The organism is Streptomyces beigongshangae (assembly GCF_019710745.1).
Lineage (GTDB): Bacteria > Actinomycetota > Actinomycetes > Streptomycetales > Streptomycetaceae > Streptomyces > Streptomyces beigongshangae.
In genome coordinates this window covers 110,767-132,858 of record NZ_JAHKJW010000015.1, presented here as the reverse complement: position 1 = coordinate 132,858, position 22,092 = coordinate 110,767, and the positions used below count along the sequence as shown (strand labels likewise).

Below are 22,092 nucleotides of genomic sequence, written 5' to 3'. Positions count from 1 at the left end.
TGAGCGGGACTCAGGCAGGGCCTGTCACACCCACCCATCCGTCCGCCGGTGCTCCTGCGGGGAGTCGCCGAGCGGCTCGGGCGGCAGGGCGGGCAGGTCGGCGGCCACGGTGCCGAGCAGCGCGAGAGCCTGCTGGGAGGGGCTGTCCGGCTCGGCCTGGTACACGACGAGCTGCTGGCCCGGCGCGCTGTCGACGGTGAACGAGTCGTAGGTCAGGGTCAGTTCGCCGACCTGCGGGTGGTTGAAGGTCTTGGCCTCGTGAGCCTTGCCCCGTACATCGTGCCGGGCCCACAGATCGCGGAACTCCGGGCTCTTCAGCGACAGTTCGCCGACCAGTTCGGTGAGCCGGCGATCGTCCACCAGGTCGCCGCTGCCCGCGCGCAGGGCCGCGAGCCCGGACCTGGCGACCCGTTCCCATTCGGGGTAGAAGTCCCGGGCGGCCGGGTGCAGGAAGATGAACCGGACCAGGTTGGTCTCGCCCTGTTCCAGCATTCCGGCGAAGAGGGCCCGTCCGAGGTGGTTGCCGGCCAGTACATCGAGCCGGCGGTCGAGGACCAGCGCGGGTGTGTGCAGCCAGCCGTCCATCAGGCGCAGCAGACCCGGGCTGACGGACCGGCCGCCGCCCCGCCGGACCGGGCCACGGGGGGTTCGCGCCAGCCCGTGCAGGTGCGCCGTCTCCTCGGGGTCCAGTCCGAGGGTGCGGGCCAGGGCGTGCACCACCTGTGCGGAGGGGTGCTTCTCCCTCCCCTGTTCCAGCCGGGCGTAGTAGTCGGTGCTGACTCCCGCCGACTGGGCGACCTCCTCCCGGCGCAGACCCGGTGTCCTGCGCCGGCCCGACCAGAGCAGTCCGGCCCGGTCCGGACTCGTACTCTCCCGCCGCGCACGGAGGAATTCACCCAAGAGGTTGTCCTTGTCCATACCGCAACGGTAGGCGCCCCCGTGAGCGGCTACCTGGGTGTGGCACACCCAGGACAAGGCCGTCCTGGCCGGCCTCCGCCCCACCGGACATGCTCGGTGCCATGACATACGACGTTTCGCACACCTCCACCTCGCATACTTCCCCCTCGCACACCTCCCCCCTGTCCGTCGCCGATGTGCCCGCGAACCTGCTGAACGGCCGGGTCGCGGTGATCACCGGAGCAGGCGCCGGGATCGGCGCCGCGACGGCACAGCGGTTCGCCGCCGCGGGAGCGGCGGTCGCCCTGCTCGGCCGGCGGTCCGGTCCGCTGGACGACCTCGCCGCCACCCTGCGGAAGGAGCACTCCGCCGAAGTCCTGCCGGTGCCGGTCGATGTCACCGACCCGGCGGCGCTGACCGCCGCCGCGTCGGCGGTCCGCGCCGCCCTGGGACGGCCCGACCTGGTGGTCGCCAACGCGGGGGCCATGCTCGGAGCGCCCTTCGAGGAGGCGGACACGGCCGAGTGGGACCAGATGATCGACGTGAACCTGCGGGGCCTGCTGATGACCGGCCGGGTCTTCATCACGGACCTGCTCGACGCGGCCGAGGCGGGACGCGCCGCGGACCTGGTGCACCTCGGCTCGATCGCGGCGGAGGTGATCTTCGCCGACTACCCGGTCTACGGCGCGACCAAGGCGGCGGTCACCCAGCTGACCCGCAACCTGCGCGCCTCCCTCGGCCCCCGCGGTGTACGGGTGCGGTCGGTCGACCCGGCCTTCGCCGTCACGGAACTCGGCGCCGGCATGGCGCACGAGGCCACGCGGGCCGGGCTGGAGAAGATGCGGTCGGCCATCACGACCATCACCGCGGAGGACGTGGCCGACGCCATCACGTACTCGGTGGCGGTGCCGGCCCGGGTCAACATCGCCGAGCTGACGGTCGTGCCCACCGAGCTCGGCTGACAACGGCGTGCGGGACGTCCACCGCGGTATGCCGTGGGCGTCCCGCGGCCGGCCCGGTCCCTCCCTTCCGCGAACCGGGTGCCGGCACGCAGGTGTTCACCCGTGCGGGAGGATCACCGCGCGGCCGTCGGTCCTTCCTTCGTGCAGCGCTCGCAGGCGAGCGGCGCCCTGCACCGCTACGCCGAGAACATCGTCACCGTCAACCGCACCTGGCCCGTGGACCTCACCCGCATGCTCACCGACGACGCCGTCCGCGCCGGCCAGGCGGCGGACGTCGCCGTCGGTACCCTGCTGAACGGGCGGCCCCTCATCGCATGAACTCCAGAATCCGCCGGGCGGTGACGCCGGGTCGGCTGAAGTGCACCGCATGGGCCGCGCCGGGCACCACGGCGAGCCTGCCGCGCGGCAGGTCGGCGGCCACCCGCTCGGTCCAGGCCTGAGGGGCCAGGCGGTCGTTCGCCCCCCTCAGCACCAGGGTCGGCGCCTCGATCCGGCGCAGGCGTGCGGCGAACGGGCCCGACGCGTCCTGTCGCGCGTGGTGGAACTCCGCGAGGAACCGGACCGCTCCGGTGATCAGGTAGTCCGCGGCGGCCACGGCGAGGAGGGACGGCGGCTCCTCCGGCGCGTCGGCCAGCAGGCGCAGCAGCTGCCGGGCCGGCGACAACTGCGTCGCGTCGAGCGCGGGGCCGATGAACACCATCCGCTCCACCAGGTGCGGGTTGTCCGCGGCGAGCGCCGCGGTCACCTGGCAGCCGACCGAGTTGGCCACCAGGACACAGGGGCCGATCGGCGCCGCGCTCTGCCAGCGCAGCAGCGCTTCCGCCGTGCCGTCGATGCCGGGGACGCGCCGGACGGCCCGCCGGGAGCGTACGTTCCCCGGCAGGTCGGGCACCAGCACGGTGCGTCCCGCGGCCGCCAGCGACCGGGCGAGAGGGGTGAAATAGCGTCCCGACAGACCCAGTCCGTGGACCATGACGACCACGGCTCCGTCCGGGGGCCAGGGACCGAAGCGCCGGGTGTACAGGCCCGCGACGCGCCCTCCGTGCCGGACCGCCGGCCGCGCGGCCCGCTCAGCCACGCCGAGCGGAGCAGGGGCGGACCCGTCCCCGCCTCCGCCGCCAGGGGTTCAGGACGTTCCGGAAGGCGGCCCGCATGACCTGTTCCCTCCGTTCAGCCGTTCCTTGCACCGTGCCCCGGACGAGTCACCGTGCCGGAACGTTCCAATCATCGTGTTCATCGTGTCCACGGTCACGCGAGGGGCCGGCCGGACACCGGGGCGCCATGGGCGGGGCGGGTTTCAACCGCCCCCGGCGAGGCACTCCGGTTCCCGTGGCAGGCACCCCGGTGGCTGCTGCGTACGGGCCCGGTCGCCGCGCCGGGGCCGGGCCGCCGCTCCGCACCTCCTTCCGGAAGGGACGTACGACATGATCACGCCTGAGCACGTGGAGGCCCTGCTCGGCTCGGACGCCGAGGAACCCGTACTGGTCGTCGTACTCGGTGCGGCCGAGGTCGTTCCCAGGTCGGCGCTCGGTACCGATCAGTACAAGGGAGCCCTGGAGGTCGCCTCCCGTGAGGATCTCGTCGGCCGGCTCGGGCCCGGCGCACCGTCCCGGAACGATCTGGAGGAGCTGTCCGCCCGGCTGGACAGCACGGTGGCGCATCTCGGCGCCTGAGTCGGTTCCTGCGGCGGTTCCCGATTCCGTGGCAGGGTGTCGCGGTGCGCCGAAGGCCCGGTCCTCTCAGGCCCTCGGCGCCGTGGAACGGTCACGTCCCGGTGGAACGGTCACCTCCCGGTGGGACTCCTACGGAACGAGCCACTTCTGGCTCTGCTGGGCGTGGCAGGTCCACAGGTGGACGGCCGTGCCGTCGTTCGATGCGCCGCCGACCACGTCGAGGCACTTGCCGGACTGCGGGTTGCGCAGGGTGCCGTCGGACTGGGGCTGCCAGACCTGGGCCGCGGTGCCGTTGCAGGTGTAGAGCTGCACCTTCGTACCGTCGGCCGAGCCCGCGTTGTCGATGTCCAGGCATTTGCCGAGGGCCCGCACGGCGCCGGTGCCGAGCAGGTTCCACTCCTGGGCGGCGGTGCTGTTGCACGTCCACACCTGGACCTTCGTACCGTCGGCCGTGTTGGAGTTGTCCACGTCCAGGCACTTGCCGTTGAGGCCCTTCACCTCCCCGGCGCGGGACGGTGTGCCGGGAAGCTGGTTCATGGTGTACCAGGCCTCGGTGCTCCAGAGCGACTTGCCGTCGGTGGAGCTGAAGGGGCGGGCCGAGCGGACGTGGACCACCCGGTTGGGCTTGAGACCGGGAACGGCCAGGGTGACCGTCTTGCGGTCGGCGGAGAGGGTGGCCGACTGGACGGTGAGGGTCTCCTCGTCGACCTTGGGGCCGCCGTAGTCGGCGCGGGGGACGTAGCGCCACTGCTTGGCCTTGTAGCGGGCGGCCAGGTCGGCGGCGGTACCGGCCGACACGGGCTGGGTGTACTCGATCGCGAAGCCGCCGGTGACGGCGCGCATCTCGCGGATGTCGAAGGCGCCGGTGCCGTTCGGTGTCAGCTTCTGCAGGCCGTGCTTGAGCTTGCCCTCCTGGCCCCAGTTGCCGTCCGCGCCGAGTCCGCCGGCGTAGATCGCGCCGTCGGGGCCGATGCTGATGCGGTTGACGCCGGCCTCCAGACCCTGGGTCATGCGGAACACCGCGCCCTGGTACTCACCGTTGACCTTCTCCAGGTACCCGCGCTGGATACCGCCGTAGGTCACGTCACCGAAGAGCATCTGGCCGGCGAAGGGCCCGTCCTTCACCTGCAGGGGTGTGCTGGGCGAGTTGGCGATCTCGTTCTGCGGGAGCCACAGGACCGGCTTGGTCACCTGCCGGGAGTCGAAGGGACCCGCGGGGTTGGTGTAGTGGTTGAAGAAGCGGTCCTGCTTGACCTGGACCAGCTTCGACGAGGGCAGCCAGCCGCCCTGGTTGTCGGTGACGAAGATGTCGCCGTCCGGGCCCCAGCCGATGCCGTTGGGGGTGCGCAGACCGCCGGCGACGTAACTGACCGCCCCGGTCGCCCGGTTGACCTTTATCGTGGTGCCGCGGTTCGGTGCGGGCTGCGGATTCGTCGTCGCGCCGCCGTAGTTGATGGACACGGACAGGTTCAGGTAGAAGAACCCGTCCTTGTACAGCAGGCCGAAGGCGAATTCGTGGAAGTTGCCGCCGTAGGGCCAGGTGGCGACCCGCCGGTAGGTGTCGGTGACCTCGTCGCCGTTGGTGTCGTTGAGCTCGGTCAGCTCATGCTTCTGCGACACGTACAGCTTGCCTTCCACGTACTTGATGCCCATCGGCTCCCTGAGACCGGAAGCCACCTTCTTGAACGTCACCTTGTCCGGTCCGGTGCTGCCGGTGACATTGCTCAGCAGGTAGACCTCGCCGGTCGTCTTCTCCGAGCCGCCCCAGGTGGCCACGGCGAGCCTGCCGTCGGGAAGCCAGTCCATGGCGGAGACCTGCGGCTCGAAACCGCTGGGCCGCAGGTTGGTCAGGGTGTAGTTCGGGTGCACGCCGGTCAGCGGCAGCCCGTCCCCCGGCGAGTCGCCGGCCAGTTCGCATTCCTTGCGTCCGGGGGCCGTGACCCGGACGACGTCGGCGTCCGTGCTCAGCACCGAGTTGGGCACCACGGTGAAGCCGGAGGCGGACGGGGGCTTCCAGGCGAGGGTGACCTGCTGGCCGCCGTCCCTCTCGAAGTGGTCGATGCGGATCGAGTGGTACCCGGCTGTCAGGTCCACCGTGCCGTCCTTGGGGTCGGCACCGTGCAGCCCGTCATGGCTGATGACGAGCTTGTCGTCGATGTACAGCCGGGAGCCGTCGTCGCTGGTGAGCCGGAAGGTGTGGCTCCCGGCGGTGGGGACGTCGAGGTTGGCGATCGTCTGCGACACGAAGTTGGCGCCGAGGCCGAAGTCCGCGTCGGAGGACCAGTCGATCACCGGCATCAGTTTGTCGATGTTCGGCGTCTGTCCGGGCTTGAGATCGCACAGTTTGTCCAGCGGTACCTGCACGTCGAAGACGCGCAGGGTGACGCCCGGCTCCTGCGGGGGAAGGGCGGCGGCGGACGGGGCCGCCGGAGCGGCGGCCGTGCCCGCGGGGGCGGACAGCCCGAGTGCCAGGAGCGAAGTGACGAGCGTTGCGGCCAGGCGTCTGCCGAGCCGGACGGATGACAGCCGTGGATACACGTGACCTCCTGTTCGCTCCCCGCGGCACGGGAAACGCAGATGGACGAGTAGGGGGGATCCACCGCTGCCGGTGCGCGCCGTCGCACCGGATACGGAGAGTGGCGAACGGGACGTGTGAGGTTTCGTGCCGCCGCGACGGACAGAGTAGGGACTTTCCTTCAAGCCGTCCATACTCTGTCCTCGCCGTGGAAAAAGGCGTGCCGACGAGCGCGTGACGCCGGTCGGCCGGGGCTCAAAGCCTTACGGGGTCCGGGAGTTGGACGGACCGGCGGCCGACCCCCGGGCACATCCGGCGATTCGGCACGAAAGCCCGGGGACACTCCGGGCGACGGCTTCCGTCCTCGTGCGCGACGCGCCCTCATGTCGTACGTGACGCATCCTTGCGCTTTGTTTTTTACGACGGTTCGTCGTAATCTTTACGACAGGTTGTCTCGTAAACAAGTGCGGGACACTCGGCGGGCACCACCCGGGCGCGGCAGGGCGAACGCTCCGCCGCCGTCGAAGCGAACGAGAGGGACTTCCCGATGAACACAGACAGTGACCGCGCCGATCTCGTCGAACTGATGGGCCGGTACGCGGACATGGCGGATCTGAAGGAGTTCACCGACCTGCCCGGACTCGTCCTCACCGATCCGGTCACGCTCGATTTCGGATCGGTCGCGGACATCCCGCCGATGACCATGCCGCTCGGCGAGTACACCGCGGTCCTGCGTTCCGCGTTCGCGCCCTACACGGCGACCCACCACGCCGTCACCGGTCATGTCGTCGACATCGAGGGCGACAACGCGACGATCCACGCGCACGTCCGCGCCGAGCACTGGGTCCCGGACGAACTCGCCGGCGGTGGCCCCGATCGCTGGCTGGTGGTCGGCTTCTACGACAACGAGGCGGTCCGCACGGAGCAGGGCTGGCGCCTCACCCGGGTGAAGCTCACCTCGGCCCACCAGGAGAACCCGCACCTGTCGAGCGTCAACCTCGTCCCCCAGCAGACACCCCGGTGAGCCCCGGCGAGGAGGACCCGGGCTGATCCGTCCACGCCCCGGTGAGGGAGAATGGCCGGATGCCGCGGATTCGGGGAGCCAGCCTGGAGGAGCACCACGAGATGGTGTGGGCCGACCTCGACAGGGCACTGCGGCAACTGCTGCTCGAACGCGGCTACGACTCGATCACCATGGGGCACATCGCGGCCCGGGCCGGCCTCGCGCGCAACACGCTCTACAACTACGCCCGCGACAAGAGCGCGCTGGTCATGGCGCTGACCCGACGGGCGAGCCGCCCCGCGGTCGGGCGGGTGGCCGCGATCGCCGCGCGGTCCTCGGAGCCGGCCGCGCAGCGCATGCGGGAGATCATCGAGGCGGTCCTGGAGGCACTCACGGGACAGGCCGCCCTGCAACTGCTGTTCCGGCCGGACGCCGGCGTACCGGTCAGCGAGGTGCCGAAGGGCCCGGAGAACCCGTTCAACGCACTCGTGGCCGAGGTGGAGAACGTCGTCCGGGACGGCATGGCGCGCGGAGAGTTCCGCGACGTCGGCGATGTGCACCTCGCGGTGGAACTGCTCTCCGGTGCCATACGTGCCGGCGCCGAACGCGTCGGCCGGGACCCGGCCTCCTTCGCGGACACGGTCCGTGCGGCGCAGGAGATCGTCCTCGCGTCCCTGGCCCGCCGCCCGGATCCCCGGTAGGTCGCCGGGCGGAGCGGCAGCGGTCCAGGACACCGCGGAGGACTTCACCCGCATCTGCGGCGGGGCGGCCGCCCCGCGCCGCCGGGGGGCGGCAGAGCCGGGACATCCGCATCGGGCTCGACCGGCGCCGACGGCGTCGCCTGCCCGCCGTCGTCCCCGGCGACCGCCGCGTCGGCCTGCACCGGATCAAGCACCTGTACGACGCCGCCGGTGCCGCGCTCGCCGCGCCGGACGTCGCGGAACGGCTGAAGGGCTGCGTCCGCGGCCCGACCATCCCGTTCAGCTTCCACCCCGAACTGCAGCTCGTGGCCGATCCGCGGCTGCTGGACCACTCCGAGATCTACTTCAACGCGGCGTGCCTGGACCGCTCGCTCGCCCTGTCCACCCACGACCACGTCCGCGTGGCCCGACCGCGGCTCGTCCCCCCGAGCGCCGTCTGACGACCCGCCTGCCGGGCCGCCGCGTGTCCGGATGACCGCACACAGGCGTCACGGGCACCCGGGTCGCCTCCGGGGAACGAGGTGATGCGGGTGGCACCGTCCTCACGTCCGTCGGGGGCGGCCACGCACCGGGCCGGTCACTCCTCGGGCTCTTCCTCGTCGGGTTCGTTCTCGTCGGGTTCGTTCTCGCCGGGCTCATCGCCCTGTCGGGGCGCGGACGCCGTCCCTCCGGCGGAGGGCGACCCGGACGGCGGGGCCGCGCCGTCCGGTGAGGCCCCGGGCACCGGTGCCGCCGGCGCGTCCGACGACTGCGACGTCCCCTGCGTCCCCGGGGTCTCCGGCGTCCCGGCGGAGGAGTCGGGGCCCGCGGAACCGGACCCCGGCTCCGCGGAGTCCGGGGACGTGGTGGAGGGGGACGACGACGAGCCGTCCGGACCGCCCGTCCCGGCCCGGCCGTCATCGGGTGAGAAGAGGGTGATGCCGACGAACAGCGCCGCCACGAAGAGCGCCACCGCGGCGACGGCCCCGACGACGCGCGACCGCCCGCTCGGGCGCGCCCCCGCGCCGTCGTCGTGACCGCCCGTCGCGTGTGCTCCGCCGTTCCCGTCGGTCCGGTCGCTCCGGCGGGTCGGGCCCGTGGCCGCGGAGTGCGCCGCGTGCCCGGGCCGCGGGGTGCGCCCGTCGGCCCGCGGCAGCCGGTACGTCGTCGCGGGCCCGTTCCCCGCACCGGTGTGCGGCACGCCCGTCCCGGCCGCGTACGACGGCCCGGACGTCGTACGCGGCCCGTACGGGTGCTCCGTGTCCGGGGCGGGCAGCGGCTCGGCGTGCCCGCGCCAGGCGCCGCTGCCGAACCAGTCCGCGACCTGCTGGGCCGTGGGCCGGTCCTCGGGCTGCTTGGCGAGCAGGTCGAGGAGGTAGTTCTCGAAGGCGGGCGGCAGCCGGACGCCCTTCTCCCGTGGCGGCACCGGAGCCTTGTCGATGTGCTGGTGCAGGGTGATCGTCGCCGACTCGGCCCGGAACGGCGGCTCACCGGTCAGCAACTGGTAGAGCACGCAGCCCAGCGAGTACACGTCGGAGGCGGCGCCCGCCGGGCTCCCGAGCGCACGCTCGGGAGCGAGGTAGAGGCTCGTGCCGACGATCTGCCCGGCGGTGGTGAGCGCGGAGGCGGGGTCGTCCACGAAGCGGGCGATGCCGAAGTCGCCGATCTTCACCGTGCCCTCGGCGTCCGTCATCAGGTTCCCGGGTTTGATGTCCCGGTGCACGATGCCCTGCCGGTGCGCGGCGGCGAGCCCGGCCGCGGTCTGCTCGGCGATCCGCGCGACCCGCTCGGGCGTCAGGGAGCCCGCCGCGGTCAGCTCCTGGGCCAGGCTCCGGCCCTCCACCAGCTCCATGACCAGGTAGAAGCGGTTGTCCCAGAGGCCGAAGTCGAACACGGCCACCACGTACGGGTGGCTCAGCCGGGCGGCCGTCTGCGCCTCCAGCCGGAACCGCGCGGCGGCCGCGGAGTCGGCCTCGTCGCCCAGCAGCAGTTTGACGGCCACGGCCCGGCCGAGGACCTCGTCGGTGGCCCGCCAGACCTCGCCCATGCCGCCCCTGCCGAGGGACGCGCCCAACCGATACCGTTCCGCCACCAGCACCTGCGCGTCACCCTCACACCCGATGGACCATCACGACGACTGCGTACGGCACGTCACTGCACGCAGAAGCGCAGACAGGGCGATCCACAGTGTGATCAGCCTACCGGCCCCGTGGTGGGCGGCGTGATCCCGCGGGACCGGTGGGCCGCCTCCGGGGGATCCGGTACGAGCCGGTTGCACGGTGAAGGGCGGGAATTCGTCCGCAGGGGCCCCGGCGTACACCCGCGTACCGGAATAATCCCGGTACGCGCCTCAGCAGGGCGGGCGGTACTCCTGCTGGGCGAAGTACTGGCGCCACTCGGCGTGGCTGATCCCGGGGGCGGCGGTGTCGCAGATCCGGGAGGCCACGCGCCGGACGTCGGGGTCCCACAGCAGTGCGGTCCAGTCCTCGCTGCCGGTGGCGAGGGTGCGGCCGTCGGGGCTGAAGGCGAGGGTGTCCACCGCTTTGGTGTGGCCCGTCAGCATGGCCGTCTCCCGGGCGTCCCCGCGGCCGGTCAGGCCGTACAGCCGCACGCTGCTGTCGGAGCTCGCGGCGGCCAGCGTCCGTCCGTCCGGGGCGAAGGCGACGGACATGACCCCGTCGGTGAAACCGGTGAACCGGTCCCGTGGGACCGGACGGCGCACGTCGCCGAGGTCCCACAGCCGGACGGTGCGGTCCTCGCCGCCGGTGGCGAGGGTGCGGCCGTCGGGGCTGAAGGCCACCGACTTCACGGCCCCGGTGTGGCGGGCGAGGACGGCCAGCCGGACGGGACGCTGCCGCTGTGCCACGTCCCACAGGACGACCGTGCGGTTCCGGGCGGCCACCGCGAGGGTGCGTCCGTCGGGGGCGAACGCCACGGAGTCAACCGCGGCGCTCCCCGGCATCGTGGCCAGGGGGCGGCGGGACAGCCGCGGGCCGTTCGTCTCCCACAACCGCACACCGCCCCGCTCGCCGCCGGTGGCGAGGGTGCGGCCGTCGGGGCCGAACGCCACCGAGTTGACGTGGCCGACACCCCCCGGGACGACAGCCGGCCGACGGGCGCGGTGGGGGTCCTCCACGTTCCACAGGCGCAGTGTGCCGTCGGCGCTGCCGCTGGCCAGGACGCGCCCGTCCGGCCGGAAGCTCACGGAGTTGACGGGGCCCGTGTGCCCGGTGAGTTCGGTGAGCCGCCGGGGGCGGCGTACGTCCGCGAGGTTCCACAGGCGCACACCGCGGTCGTAGCTGCCGGTGGCCAGTACACGTCCGTCGGGGCTGAAGGCGACGGAGTAGACCGAGCTGGTGTGGCCGCTCATGGCCGGTCCCGGGAGGTCCCACAGCCGCGTGGTCTGGTCCTCGCTGCCGGTGGCGAGGGTACGGCCGTCGGGGCTGAAGTGCAGCGAGGTGACGCTTCCGGTGTGGCCCCTGAGGACGGCCTGCTCGTGGCCGGCATCGGGTCCGGTCACCTCCCACCGGCGTACCGTGGCGTCGACACCGGCGGAGGCCAGGACGCGGCCGTCGGGACTGAAGGCCACGGTGTTGACGGCGTCGGTGTGCCCGGAGAACACCTTCGTCACGCGAGGGCGGCCGGATCCGGTCAGGTCCCACCGGCGCACCGTGAAGTCGGCGCCGCCGCTCGCCAGGGTGCGGCCGTCCGGGGCGAACGCGAGTGCCCTCACCTCACCCTCGTGGCCGGCGGAGGGCTGCCGCAGCTGCCGCAGCCCTCCGCCCGACGCGGTGGCCCTCCACAGCCGCACCGTGCGGTCGGAGTGGCCGGTGGCCAGCGTCCCCCCGTCCCGCCGGAACGCCGCCGCGGTCACGGGGGCGGGCGCACGGACCGTGTCGAGGAGACGCGGCTGGCGGGAAGCGGGCAGGTGCCACAGGCGGATCGCACTGCGGGAGGCCGTCGTCAGGGTCCGTCCGCCGGGGGCGAAACCCAGTCCGACGACCGGGCCGGCACCGGCGCGCAGGCGTGCCGCGAGCCGCGGGTGCCGTGCGTCGCGGATGTCCCACACCACTGCCGTCCCGAGGTCGTCCCCCGCCGCCAGGAGGCGTCCGTCGGGGCTGACGGCGACCGTGCGGACGGGGCCCGCCAGACGGGGCAGCGTACTGAGCCCGCGCGGCCGGTGGACGTCCGGGGCCCACCACAGCCGTACGGTCCGGTCGCTGTCGCCGGTGGCCAGCACACGGCCGTCGGCGGCGAACGCCGTCGCCGTGACCGCGCTCCCCCGTCCGGGCAGTTGTGCGGCGTACGGGGTGGCGAAGGTGCTGAGCAGGCTGCCGCGGGCCTCGGGGGTGGGCGACAGGCGGTAGGCGGCCAGGCTCAGCTGGGCAGCCAGCGCGGGGTCGGCCGCCCGCAGCGCCGCCGCCTTCTCCGCGACCCGCTGCGAACCGGCCGCGTCACGCTGGCGGTCCGCCGCCCGCTGCGCCCGTACGGCGAGGACCGCGGTCGTGCCGGCCAGGACGAGCAGAACGGCCAGCAGCGCCGTCGCCCCGCGCCGCAGCCGGGCGCGGCGTCTCGCCGCCGTGCGTTCGGACGCCCGGGCCGCCAGACTCGCGTCGAGGAACTCCCGCTCCCGCACGGACAGGGACACGGCGTCGAGGGCGCCGGCCAGGTCGAGGCGGGTGCCGCGGTAGAGCGCACCGGGGTCCCGGCCCAGTCCCTCCCAGGTCTCGGCCGCGTCGGTGAGCTGGCGCAGGGTCCGTACGACCTCGCGATCCTCGGTGAGCCAGCCGTGCAGTCTCGGCCAGCACCGGATGAGGGCCTCGTGGGCCAGTTCCACCCGCTCGTGGCCCAGCGTCAGCAGCCGCGCTCCGGCCGCGCGCTCCAGGACGGCGTCGAGCGCGCCGTCGCCGGCCCCGTCCAGCCCTTCCAGTTCCTCCAGGCGGGCCGGCCGCCGGGTGTCCTCCGTGCCCTCGCCCAGGGAGGTCAGCCTGACGAACACCCGCCGGGCCAGGCCCTGCTGTGCCGTGTCCAGCCGCCGGTAGAACTCCTCGGCGGTGCGGGACAGGCCGCCCTCCAGCCCGCCCGCCGCCTCGAACGCCTCCAGGGTCAGCGCGTTGCCCCGGCGCCGCCGCCAGGTCTGCAGCAGCGCGTGCGACAGCAGCGGCAGCACTCCGGCCTGTCCGTGCGCCTGTGCGGTGAGGGACGCCAGCAGCGCGCCCTCGACGGTCAGTCCGGCCTGTCGTGCGGGCTTCACCACCGCCTGGCGCAGCTCGTCCAGGGTCATCGGCCCGACCGGCACCTGCGCGTCACGCATCGCCTCCACCAGCGGCGGATGGTGGGTGCAGTGCGCGTAGAAGTCGGCGCGCACGCCCAGGGCCACCCGGCACCGGGCGCTCTCGTCGGAGGCGGCGGCGACCAGTGACTCGATGAAACGGTCCCGCTCGGCGTCGTCCGGGCACAGCGTGAAGGTCTCCTCGAACTGGTCGACGACCAGGACCAGTCCGCCGTCGGGGTCCTCGGACCGGGCGGCCGCCTGGCGCACCGCCCTGCCGAGGTTCGCGGGATCCCCGCACAGCTCCTCGTACAGCCCGCCCGGTGTGACTCCCGCCAGTGCGCCCAGGCGTACCGCGCACTCCTCCAGCGGCCGGGGGCCCGGCGTCAGCACCACCGTCGTCGCCGTGCCCCGCAGACGCGGCACCAGACCCGCCCGCAGCAGCGAGGACTTGCCCGACCCGGAGGCCCCGATCACCGTCACGAACCGCTGCCGCTTCAGCCGTTCGGCCAGTTCCTCCACCAGCCGCTCCCGGCCGAAGAACCACTGCGCGTCCTGTTCCCGGAACGAGCGCAGACCCGCGTACGGGGCGGGGGTGCCGGACTCCTCCGAGGGGCCGGGGCCCTCCTCGCCGAGGTGCTCCGCCGTCTCCCGCCAGCGGCGCTCCCACTCCCGCGTGTCACCGCCACAGGCACGTACGTACGCCAGTGTCACCGCCAGGGTCGGCAGACGCTGTCCGGACGCCGCGGAGGACAACGTCGAGACCGAGTAGTGCGCCAGGTCGGCCAGTTCCCGGTAGGGCGGGTTGCCGCACTCGCGCCGCAGACGGCGCAGCCCCGCGGCCAGTTCCCGTAACGGACCGTCACCCGGGTCCAGCGGTCGTTCCCTGCGCGGCATCACCGCACCTCCCCCCAGGCGTTTCCCGCTCCCGTGCCGCGGTGGTCGCTGCGCCGTCGATTTTTCAGGACCTGTCTCCCCAGTACCAGTGATTTCCCCGACACCAGTGGCTGAACCCGAACGATGTGCGCGCCGGCGTGACCCGTCCGGCCTCCCGTGGGCCCGCCCCGGACAACCAGAACACATTGACAATCATTTTCATTGTCGGGATGCTGTCGGGGCCCCGGCCTCCGCCTCGCGCGGCTGTCGCGGGGGAACGCGTCGTCATCCACTCAGGGGAGCAGCATGTCCACATTCCGTGACCGCAGGGAGTTCCTCGCTCTGGCCGGTGCCGCCGGTTCGGCCGGAGCGCTGGCGCTCACCGGTTGCGGGGCCGGGTCGGGGGGCGGCGCGGCCGGGGACACCGGTGACAAGGGGGCCCCCAGGCGCGGCGGGCAGTTCCGGGCCCTGTTCACCGGCGGCGGCGAGGCCGAGACCATCGACCCGCACGCCGAGGCCCTGGCGATCGACATGGCCCGCACCAAGGCCGTGTTCGACCGGCTGGTGGACCTGGACGCCACCATGACACCGGTTCCCGGGCTCGCCGAGAAGTGGGAGTCCGACGCCGAGGCGACCGTGTGGCGGTTCACGCTCCGCGACGCGCTCTTCCACGACGGGAAGAGACTCACGCCCGAGGACGTGCTGTTCAGCTTCGCCCGCATCCTCGACCCGAAGGCGACCACTCACTTCGCACAGGGCCTGCTGTCGGTCATCGACCTGAAGAGGAGCCGGGGGGTGGGCAGGAACGTCGTGCAGCTCGCCCTCAGCAGACCGAGCGCCGAGTTCCCCGCGCTGCTCGGCACGCTCGGCACCGCCGTCGTCAGCACCCGCTACCGCGACCCGGCCCGGCCCGTCGGCACCGGGGCCTTCCGGCTGAAGTCCTTCCGGGCGGGCCGGTCGTTCACCGCCGTGCGGTTCGACGACCACTGGGGCGGCGGGGCGTACGTCGACGAACTGCGCATCCTGTCCGCCGACGCCGACGCCCGCGGCAACGCGCTGCGCGGCGGCGAGGCGGAGTACGGCCACGAGATGACGCCGACCTTCGCCCGTACCGCGCAGGCCGACAGGTCGGTGCGGATCGTCGCCGCGAAGGGCAGCACGGCCCACGCGATCGTCATGAAGTGCGACCGGAAGCCCTTCGACAACCCCGATGTCACCCTGGCCCTCAAGCTGCTCGCCGACCGGGAGAAGCTGGTGGAGGTCGTCCTCGCGGGCCGGGGCGCGGTCGGCAACGACATGTTCGGCAAGGGGTACCGGTACTACCCCGAGGACGTCCCGCAGCGGCAGCGCGATGTCGCCGAGGCCCGCGCGCTGCTGAAGAGGGCGGGCGTGCTCAACAAGCCCCTGTCCCTCTACACCTCGTCCGTGGCCACCGGCTTCGTCGAGGCAGCGACCCTCTTCGCCGAGCAGGCCGCCGACGCCGGGCTGCGCGTCAGGGTCACCACCGGTTCCTCGGAGACGTACTTCAAGGACCAGTTGTCCAAGGGAGTGCTGGGCAGCCACCGCTCGGGGGCCATGTCGATCCCCACGTACATCAACGACCGCCTGCTCACCACATCCTCCTTCAACGCGTCCGGCTGGCGCCGCGAGGACTTCGACGCGCGGTTCGCGAAGGCGCAGTCCAGCACCGACGAGGCCGAGCGCACCCGGCTGTACGGAGAGCTCCAGCGCACCGTCCACGAGGAGGGCGGTCTGCTGATGTGGGGCCATCCCGACTGGCTGAACGCCGTGTCCTCGCGGGTGCGCGGGGTGACGGCGGCCCCGCCGAACACACTGGACTCGGCCCGTTTCGACAAGGTGTGGCTGGCCTGACCGTGCGAGGTTACGCCCTGCAACGGCTGGCCGTCGGAGCCGTGCAACTGGTCCTGCTCGCGGTGCTGGTGTTCCTGCTGACCTCGCTGCTGCCGGGTGACGCGGCCGAGGTCCGCAACAACGAGGACGCCACCCCCGAGCAGGTGGCGGCGCTGCGCGAGCAGCTCCGGCTCGACCGGCCGGCCTGGGAACGCTTCACGGACTGGGCACAGGGCGTGCTCGCCGGCGACCTCGGCACGTCGCTCGTGAGCGGCGGCCCGGTGCTGGACGTCCTGACCAACTCGGCCGGTGTCACGCTGCTGCTGGCCGCGGTGACCTTCATGGTCGTCGTGCCGCTCGCGGTGCTGCTCGGTGTCGTCTCGGGACTGCGGGAGGGCGGCCGTCTCGACCGGACGGTCACCTCCGTGACGCTCACGCTGAACGCCGTACCGGACTTCGTGCTCGCCCTGCTGCTGGTGGCCGGTCTGTCGCTGCGACTGGGCTGGCTCCCGGCGACCTGGGTCGGAGTGGGCCCGGCCGACCTGCTCGCCGAGCCCGCGCTGCTGGTGCTGCCGGTCACGGTCGTGGCGGCCCGCCTGGTCTGTCTCCTCTCCCGGCAGGTACGGGCGGGCGTGGTGACCGTCCTCGGGGCCGGTTACGTCACCCAGGCCCGGCGCCTGGGGGTGCCGCGCCGGACGCTGCTGCTGCGGCACGTGCTGCCCAACGCCGCGGTCCCCGGCATCCAGGAACTGGCCCGGGTGGGCGACAACCTGGTGGGCGGTGTGCTGATCGTGGAGGCGGTCTTCGCGGTCCCCGGCGTGGCGACCGCGCTCGTCGGGGCCGTGGAGGCGCGGGACGTCCCCACGGTGCAGGGGCTGGCCCTGGTGGTGGCCGTGGCGGCGCTGCTGTTCAGTCTCGCGGCGGACCTGGTCTGTCATCGACTCGTACCACGGACGGAGGTCCTGCGGTGAAGTCCTCGAAGGGTCGGCGGCCCGGCCGGACGGGCACGGCACCGGCGTCCGTGGGCGGGATGCTGCTGGTGCTGCCGTCGGGTCTCGCGCTCGTCGGACCGCTGCTCACCGGGCCGGCGGCCCCCGGGGCCTTCGCCCCCTACGCGGGCGGCGGCGGTGCGCATCCGCTCGGCACCGACGGGCTGGGCCGTGACGTACTGGCCCTGCTGCTGCACGGCGGACGGAGCGCGCTCGGGATGGCGCTGGGCGCGGTGGCGGTGGCGTACCTGGCCGGCGGGCTGGTGGGGCTGCTGGCCGCCTCCTCCCGCCGCCGCTGGATCGACGAGCTGCTGATCCGCCCTCTGGACGTGCTGCTCCCCGTGCCCACCCTGCTGGTGATCAGCGTGGTGGCGGTGGGCTGGCGCGGCTCCCCCGTCGCCATCGCCCTCGCGGTGGCGGCGGTCAACGTGCCCCCCGTGGCGCGGCTGGTGAGAGCGGCCGCCCTGGACGCGGCCAGCGGCCCGGTCGCGGAGGCACTGCGGGTGCAGGGCGAGTCCCGTGCCCGTGTCCTGCTGGACCATGTGGCGCGCTCGGTGCTGTCGCCCGTCGCCGCCGACATCGGCACCCGTGTCACCCTCGCCGTCTTCCTCGTCGGGTCGGCCAATTTCCTCGGGCTGGGCCTGGACCCGACCGCGCCCGACTGGGCGGTGAGCGTCGCCCGCAGCCGGGAGGGCCTGCTGCTCCAGCCGTGGGCCGTGCTGGCACCGGCCTCGATGCTCGTCATGTTCACCGTGGGGCTCAACCTGCTCGCCGACCGCCTGCTGGCCCGCTCCCGCCGTACGCAGGAGGCTGTCCGATGACCCCGCAGGCCCCGCAGACCCCACCGCCACCATTGAACCTACAGGCCACACAGGCAACACAGGACCCGCAGGACCCGCTGGTCACCGTGCGCGGACTCACCGCACGGGCCGGGGACGCCGTGCTGCTCGACTCGGTCGGCTTCGACCTGTACCGGGGCCGGGTGACCGCGCTCGTCGGTCCCTCGGGCAGCGGCAAGACCACGGCCGCCCTGGCGCTGCTGGGCGAGGCGGGTCCCGGTGTACGGCTCAGCGGCCGGGTGGCGGCCGGTCCCGTCACCGTCGTGGACGAGGACGGGGTCACCCGGGAGGCGGCGGGACTGCGCGGGCGGGTGGTCGCCTACCTGCCCCAGCACCCGGGCAGCGCCCTCAACCCGGCCCGCCGCACCGGCGCCGTCCTCGCCGAACTCGCCCGGCTGCACCGTTCCGGGGCAGCCGCCCCGGTGACCGAAGCGCTGCGGGCCGCGCAACTGCCTACCGGACGCGACACCGAGCGGCGCTTCCCGCACCAGTTCTCGGGAGGACAGCGCCAGCGGGTGGCGCTCGCCCAGACCCTGGTGTGCCGGCCGCGGGTCCTCGTGCTCGACGAACCGAGCACCGGGCTCGACACGGTGACCCGTATGCGGCTCGCCGGCGAACTGGCCCGGCTCGCCCGCACCGGCCTGGCGATCCTGCTCCTCAGCCACGACCACGACCTGGTCCGGGCCCTCGCCGACCACGTGGTCGTGCTGCACCGGGGACGCGTGAGCGCGTCGGGCGACGCGGCCGGCGCCCTGCCCGCCCGGCGCCCGGTGACCGCCTCGCGGCACACACCCCCCGACCCCGGCGGTCCCCCGGTGCTCGACGTGCGGCGACTCTCCGCCCACCTGCGCCCCCGGGGCCGCGGCCCGGTCCTGCACGGGATCGACCTCCGGCTGTCCGCCGGGGGGTGCGTCGGCGTGGCGGGCCTGTCGGGCAGCGGCAAGACCACCCTGGCCCGCTGCGTCGCCGGACTCCACGAACGCCACCGCGGCCGGATACTCCTGGACGGCCGTCCGCTGCCGGTCCTGCGCCGCCGCACCACCGGGGAGAAACAGCGGGTGCAGTACGTCTGGCAGGAGGTGCGCGGCTCCTTCGACGAACGGCGCCCGGTCGTCGAACAGGTCGCCCGCACCGCCGTACGGCTGCGGGGCCGGACCCCCGGTGCGGCCCGGCAGGAGGCCATGGAGCTGCTGGAGCGGCTCGGTCTCGACTCCGGCACCGTCGAGCGCGGGCCCGGCGGTCTGTCCGGGGGCGAGCTCCAGCGCGCGGCGCTCGCCCGTGCCGTACTGGCCGCGCCCGACGTCCTGGTCTGCGACGAGATCACCACGGCCCTCGACACCGGCGCGACCGAGGCGGTCCTGGCCGAACTCGCGCTGCTCCGCGAGCGGCGGGGCACCGCGCTGCTCTGGGTCAGCCACGACCTGGAACTCCTCTCCGCCGTCGCCCACCACATCGTCGTCCTCGACGGCGGACACGTCGTCGAGACCGGCACACCCGACCAGGTGCTGCACGCCCCCCGGGCCGCCCTTACCCGGCACCTGGTCAGCGCCATGGACCTCGGTAGGGCCCCGGCGTCCACCGGCCCGGCCTCCTCGTCCGTGCCCGGCGTCTGACGCCGCCGCACCCGTCCGACGCGCCGCCCGCTCCCCCGGGCGTCCGTCCACCGCGCCACCCGTTCCCCCGCGACGTCCCACCACGCCCTCGTCACCCCCTCACGCTCCCACCACGGAGGACACATGACCGACCGGACCGCGGCCGACGGCCCGACCTCGCAGACCGGCACCGCGGCAACGACAGCGGCAGCGGAGGCGGAGGCCGACGCCCGGGCACTGATCGACGAGCTGCCCGACACCCTGCCCCGGGCCGAGATCCTCGCCATCAACAGCTCCAAGTCCGACATCCACACACACCGCACCTACACCTACAACGGCTGGACGTTCCGGCTGCCGCCGGGGGTCTTCAGACCCGGCGACACCAGCCGCATCATTCACGACCGGCTGCTGGACGGCACGATCCCGGTCGAGGGCCGGTCGTACGCCGCCATCGGCGCCGGCCTCGGGGTCGAGGCCGTCATCGCGGGTGTCATGGGCGCCCGCGAGATCTACGCGGCCGACATCCACCCCGACAGCGTCGCCACGGCCACCGCGCACTACGGGCTCATCGTCGGCGCCGACCGTCCCGGGACGGTCTTCCGCCCCCTGGTCTCCAACCTCTTCGAGGAGTTCCCCTCCGCCGCCCGCCTCGACGTCATCACCTTCAACCCGCCCGCGGTGTCCACGCGCACCAGCGACGACCCGACGGTCGTCCGCAACGTCTGCGTGGGCACCGGCATCGTGACGCGCTTCTTCGACCAGATCACCGACCGGGACCTGCTCGCTCCCGACGGGGTGATCCACCTGGTCGTGTCCAACACCTCCGAACTGAGGGACATCGTCGCGTACGCCGTCCGGGCCGGGTTCCGGCCCGAGATCACGCACCGCCGGACCTGGGCGGGCGACAACTGCCGGGCGTACCTCTTCGCACTGCGCCACGACCACGCCGCCTGAGCCGGAACCACGCCCGTCCGACCCGGAGGAACAGGACATGCACGAACACATAGCCGAAGCGGTCAAGGAACCCGACGTGGTGGCCGTCCCGCCCGGCGCGGTCTGTCTGCGCTTCGAGACGATGAAGCTCTACTCCGCGCTCGGGGCCGTACGCCACCTCCTGGAGACCGGGCGGATCGAACCCGGTGACACGCTCGTCGACAGCTCCAGCGGCATCTACGCCCACGCGCTGGCCCTCGCCTGCCACCGGTACGGACTGAAGTGCCACATCGTCGGCTCGACGACGGTCGACCGCACGCTCCGCGTCCAGCTGGAGATCCTGGGCGCCACCCTGGAACAGGTCCGTCCCTCCAGGAACCTGCGCCTGGACCAGAACCTGCGGGTCGAGCGGATCGGCGCGCTGCTCGAGGAGAACCCCGGCTACCACTGGATGCGGCAGTACCACGACTCCGTCCACTACCTCGGGTACCGCGACGTCGCCGACCTGATCGGCAAGGAGGTCCCCGTCGGGCCGCTGACCCTGGTGGGCGCAGTGGGCACCGGCGCGTCCACCGGGGCCATCGCCACGTATCTGCGCGAGGAGGGCCGCGAGGTGACGCTCGTCGGGATCCAGCCCTTCGGCAGCGTCACCTTCGGCGCCGAGCACGTCACCGACCCGGACATGATCATCGCCGGTATCGGCAGCTCCATCCCCTTCCGGAACGTCCGCCAGGAGCTGTACGACCGCATCCACTGGGTCAACTTCGACTACGCCATGTCCGGCGCCGTCGGACTCCTGCGGGCCGGCGGCATCTTCGCCGGCCTGTCGACCGGAGCGGCCTACCTCGCCACGCTCTGGGAGCGCGAACGCGACGACTCCAGGACGTACGTCTTCCTCGCCGCCGACACCGGCCACCGCTACGTCGACAGCGCCTACGCCCACCATTCCCGGGCCGCCGGACTCGGCTCGCTGCGCCCGCACGAGGTCGTGCGCCAGGACGAGTTGCGCCACCCCTGGTCGGCGATGGACTGGCCACCGCGCGAGGGTGCACCGCCGCACGGCGATCCGCTGCTCGTTCCGGGGGCCGCCTAGCCGCGTACGTCCCGGACGGGGTGCCCCGGGCGTCCCCGTCCCGCCAGTCCCCGTACCAACACCCTTACCTCCGTACCCGTACCCGTACCGAAAGGTGTCCTGCCGTGCCCCTCAGCGACCGGCACACACGCGGTTTCGTCCTGCTCCGCCGGCTCCTCGGCCCCGCCGAGACCGCCGCCCTGGCAGAAGTGGCGGAGTCCGTGCTGGCACGAGTGACCCGGCGAGCCCTTCGAGGGGAGTCGGAGGTCACCGTGTGGCCGGACGGGCACCGGCTGGAGACCGTGGACGGCACCACGGTCCACTGGGAACCGGACGCCCGTCCGCCCGCGGTACGGAGTCTGTCGCCGGTCACGCACCTGGCTCCCGGCCTGGACGCCCTGTGGAGCGACGAACGGCTGACCGGGCCCATGGGCCGACTGCTGGGCACCGACCGGCTCGGACCGTTCACGTCGAAGCTCAACTTCAAGAGGGCGGGCGTCGGTTCGGAGTTCCGCTGGCACCAGGACCATCCGTACTGGTACTGCTGCGCGGGGCCCGACGCCCAGGACATCGCCACCGCGATGATCTTCCTGGACGACGTGACCGCCGGCAACGGCGCCCTGGAGATCGTGCCGGGAAGCCACCTGGCCGGACCCGCGCCGCGCGACCGCGCCGAGCCGACCGGGCTGCTCGTCGACCCGGCGCGGACCGACGTCACCGGCGCGGTGACCGTCGAGGCCCCGGCGGGATCCGTCCTCATGTTCCCCGGCCTCGTCGTGCACCGGTCCGGCCCCAACAGGACCAGCGGGGACCGCCGTTCCCTGCTCCTGTGCTTCCAGCCCGCCGGCCGTCCGGCCCTCGCGCAGCTGCCGTACCGGCCGGAGCGGCTGGCGGACCTGCCCTGAACCACCCGTCCCACCACCCCCGACCCATGCGAA

At 73.3% G+C, this 22,092-nt stretch carries 18 protein-coding genes; 13 read left to right on the top strand and 5 right to left on the bottom strand.

What is annotated here, in order from left to right; genetic code table 11:
• Positions 1–24: 24 nt before the first annotated feature.
• Positions 25–918, bottom strand: coding sequence for a helix-turn-helix transcriptional regulator (locus tag KM933_RS14380; RefSeq protein ID WP_221352030.1), 894 nt, complete (start codon positions 916–918; stop codon positions 25–27).
• A 101-nt stretch (positions 919–1,019) separates the two neighbouring features.
• Here KM933_RS14380 and KM933_RS14375 point away from each other — a divergent pair, with 101 nt between their 5' ends.
• Positions 1,020–1,859 carry an SDR family oxidoreductase gene (locus KM933_RS14375; RefSeq protein ID WP_221352028.1) on the top strand — a complete coding sequence of 280 codons (840 nt, stop codon included), beginning with the start codon at positions 1,020–1,022 and terminating at the stop codon, positions 1,857–1,859.
• Positions 1,860–1,961: 102 nt separating this feature from the next.
• Complete coding sequence (locus KM933_RS14370; protein ID WP_221352026.1) at positions 1,962–2,177, top strand: hypothetical protein; 216 nt, start codon at positions 1,962–1,964, stop codon at positions 2,175–2,177.
• Here KM933_RS14370 and KM933_RS14365 read toward each other — a convergent pair.
• Positions 2,167–2,937 carry an alpha/beta fold hydrolase gene (locus tag KM933_RS14365; RefSeq protein WP_308013386.1) on the bottom strand — a complete coding sequence of 257 codons (771 nt, stop codon included), beginning with the start codon at positions 2,935–2,937 and terminating at the stop codon, positions 2,167–2,169. The genes KM933_RS14370 and KM933_RS14365 overlap by 11 nt on opposite strands.
• A gap of 346 nt (positions 2,938–3,283) precedes the next feature.
• On the opposite strand from KM933_RS14365, the gene KM933_RS14360 reads away from it, so the two are divergent.
• Positions 3,284–3,532 carry a hypothetical protein gene (locus KM933_RS14360; protein ID WP_221352024.1) on the top strand — a complete coding sequence of 83 codons (249 nt, stop codon included), beginning with the start codon at positions 3,284–3,286 and terminating at the stop codon, positions 3,530–3,532.
• Between the two features lie 129 nt (positions 3,533–3,661).
• Here KM933_RS14360 and KM933_RS14355 read toward each other — a convergent pair whose 3' ends face one another.
• Positions 3,662–6,031 (bottom strand): ricin-type beta-trefoil lectin domain protein, encoded by a 2,370-nt coding sequence (locus KM933_RS14355; RefSeq protein WP_430727315.1) that lies wholly within the window; start codon positions 6,029–6,031, stop codon positions 3,662–3,664.
• Between the two features lie 563 nt (positions 6,032–6,594).
• On the opposite strand from KM933_RS14355, the gene KM933_RS14350 reads away from it, so the two are divergent.
• The 3 genes from KM933_RS14350 to KM933_RS14340 all read left to right on the top strand — a co-directional run bounded on the left by KM933_RS14350 (position 6,595) and on the right by KM933_RS14340 (position 8,191).
• Positions 6,595–7,071, top strand: coding sequence for a nuclear transport factor 2 family protein (locus KM933_RS14350; protein WP_221352020.1), 477 nt, complete (start codon positions 6,595–6,597; stop codon positions 7,069–7,071).
• 59 nt (positions 7,072–7,130) lie between these two features.
• Positions 7,131–7,751, top strand: coding sequence for a TetR/AcrR family transcriptional regulator (locus tag KM933_RS14345; protein ID WP_221352018.1), 621 nt, complete (start codon positions 7,131–7,133; stop codon positions 7,749–7,751).
• 104 nt (positions 7,752–7,855) lie between these two features.
• Positions 7,856–8,191: a YbaK/EbsC family protein gene (locus KM933_RS14340; RefSeq protein WP_221352113.1), complete on the top strand. Its 336-nt coding sequence runs from the start codon at positions 7,856–7,858 to the stop codon at positions 8,189–8,191.
• A gap of 137 nt (positions 8,192–8,328) precedes the next feature.
• On the opposite strand, the gene KM933_RS14335 is transcribed toward KM933_RS14340, so the two are convergent.
• A complete protein-coding gene (locus KM933_RS14335) occupies positions 8,329–9,822 on the bottom strand; it encodes a serine/threonine-protein kinase (RefSeq protein ID WP_430727313.1) in 1,494 nt (497 codons plus the stop codon).
• A 258-nt stretch (positions 9,823–10,080) separates the two neighbouring features.
• Positions 10,081–13,899, bottom strand: coding sequence for an nSTAND1 domain-containing NTPase (locus tag KM933_RS14330; protein WP_221352014.1), 3,819 nt, complete (start codon positions 13,897–13,899; stop codon positions 10,081–10,083).
• A gap of 285 nt (positions 13,900–14,184) precedes the next feature.
• Between KM933_RS14330 and KM933_RS14325 the strand changes: the two genes are divergently transcribed.
• The 7 genes from KM933_RS14325 to KM933_RS14295 all read left to right on the top strand — a co-directional run bounded on the left by KM933_RS14325 (position 14,185) and on the right by KM933_RS14295 (position 22,059).
• Positions 14,185–15,750 carry an ABC transporter substrate-binding protein gene (locus KM933_RS14325; RefSeq protein ID WP_221352012.1) on the top strand — a complete coding sequence of 522 codons (1,566 nt, stop codon included), beginning with the start codon at positions 14,185–14,187 and terminating at the stop codon, positions 15,748–15,750.
• Positions 15,751–15,752: 2 nt separating this feature from the next.
• Positions 15,753–16,700 (top strand): ABC transporter permease, encoded by a 948-nt coding sequence (locus tag KM933_RS14320; RefSeq protein ID WP_221352010.1) that lies wholly within the window; start codon positions 15,753–15,755, stop codon positions 16,698–16,700.
• Positions 16,697–17,539: an ABC transporter permease gene (locus KM933_RS14315; RefSeq protein ID WP_308013385.1), complete on the top strand. Its 843-nt coding sequence runs from the start codon at positions 16,697–16,699 to the stop codon at positions 17,537–17,539. Before KM933_RS14320 ends, KM933_RS14315 begins: the two co-directional genes overlap by 4 nt.
• Positions 17,536–19,170 (top strand): ABC transporter ATP-binding protein, encoded by a 1,635-nt coding sequence (locus tag KM933_RS14310; RefSeq protein ID WP_221352008.1) that lies wholly within the window; start codon positions 17,536–17,538, stop codon positions 19,168–19,170. The genes KM933_RS14315 and KM933_RS14310 overlap by 4 nt, the downstream gene beginning before the upstream one ends.
• 123 nt (positions 19,171–19,293) lie before the next feature.
• Positions 19,294–20,103 (top strand): class I SAM-dependent methyltransferase, encoded by an 810-nt coding sequence (locus tag KM933_RS14305; RefSeq protein ID WP_260333526.1) that lies wholly within the window; start codon positions 19,294–19,296, stop codon positions 20,101–20,103.
• Positions 20,104–20,140: 37 nt separating this feature from the next.
• The gene (locus tag KM933_RS14300; protein ID WP_221352006.1) at positions 20,141–21,175 is read left to right on the top strand and encodes a pyridoxal-phosphate dependent enzyme; all 1,035 of its coding nucleotides are present in this window, start codon (positions 20,141–20,143) and stop codon (positions 21,173–21,175) included.
• 104 nt (positions 21,176–21,279) lie between these two features.
• Positions 21,280–22,059, top strand: coding sequence for a phytanoyl-CoA dioxygenase family protein (locus tag KM933_RS14295; protein WP_221352004.1), 780 nt, complete (start codon positions 21,280–21,282; stop codon positions 22,057–22,059).
• Positions 22,060–22,092: the final 33 nt, after the last annotated feature.

What these genes read in the sequence shown, in the direction of transcription:
- KM933_RS14325 (WP_221352012.1), top strand. Translation starts at nt 14,185, where the DNA reads ATGTCCACATTCCGTGACCGCAGGGAGTTCCTCGCTCTGGCCGGTGCC.
- KM933_RS14350 (WP_221352020.1), top strand. Translation starts at nt 6,595, where the DNA reads ATGAACACAGACAGTGACCGCGCCGATCTCGTCGAACTGATGGGCCGG.
- KM933_RS14310 (WP_221352008.1), top strand. Translation starts at nt 17,536, where the DNA reads ATGACCCCGCAGGCCCCGCAGACCCCACCGCCACCATTGAACCTACAG.
- KM933_RS14305 (WP_260333526.1), top strand. Translation starts at nt 19,294, where the DNA reads ATGACCGACCGGACCGCGGCCGACGGCCCGACCTCGCAGACCGGCACC.
- KM933_RS14330 (WP_221352014.1), bottom strand. Translation starts at nt 13,899, where the DNA reads ATGCCGCGCAGGGAACGACCGCTGGACCCGGGTGACGGTCCGTTACGG.
- KM933_RS14360 (WP_221352024.1), top strand. Translation starts at nt 3,284, where the DNA reads ATGATCACGCCTGAGCACGTGGAGGCCCTGCTCGGCTCGGACGCCGAG.
- KM933_RS14345 (WP_221352018.1), top strand. Translation starts at nt 7,131, where the DNA reads ATGCCGCGGATTCGGGGAGCCAGCCTGGAGGAGCACCACGAGATGGTG.
- KM933_RS14375 (WP_221352028.1), top strand. Translation starts at nt 1,020, where the DNA reads ATGACATACGACGTTTCGCACACCTCCACCTCGCATACTTCCCCCTCG.
- KM933_RS14300 (WP_221352006.1), top strand. Translation starts at nt 20,141, where the DNA reads ATGCACGAACACATAGCCGAAGCGGTCAAGGAACCCGACGTGGTGGCC.
- KM933_RS14380 (WP_221352030.1), bottom strand. Translation starts at nt 918, where the DNA reads ATGGACAAGGACAACCTCTTGGGTGAATTCCTCCGTGCGCGGCGGGAG.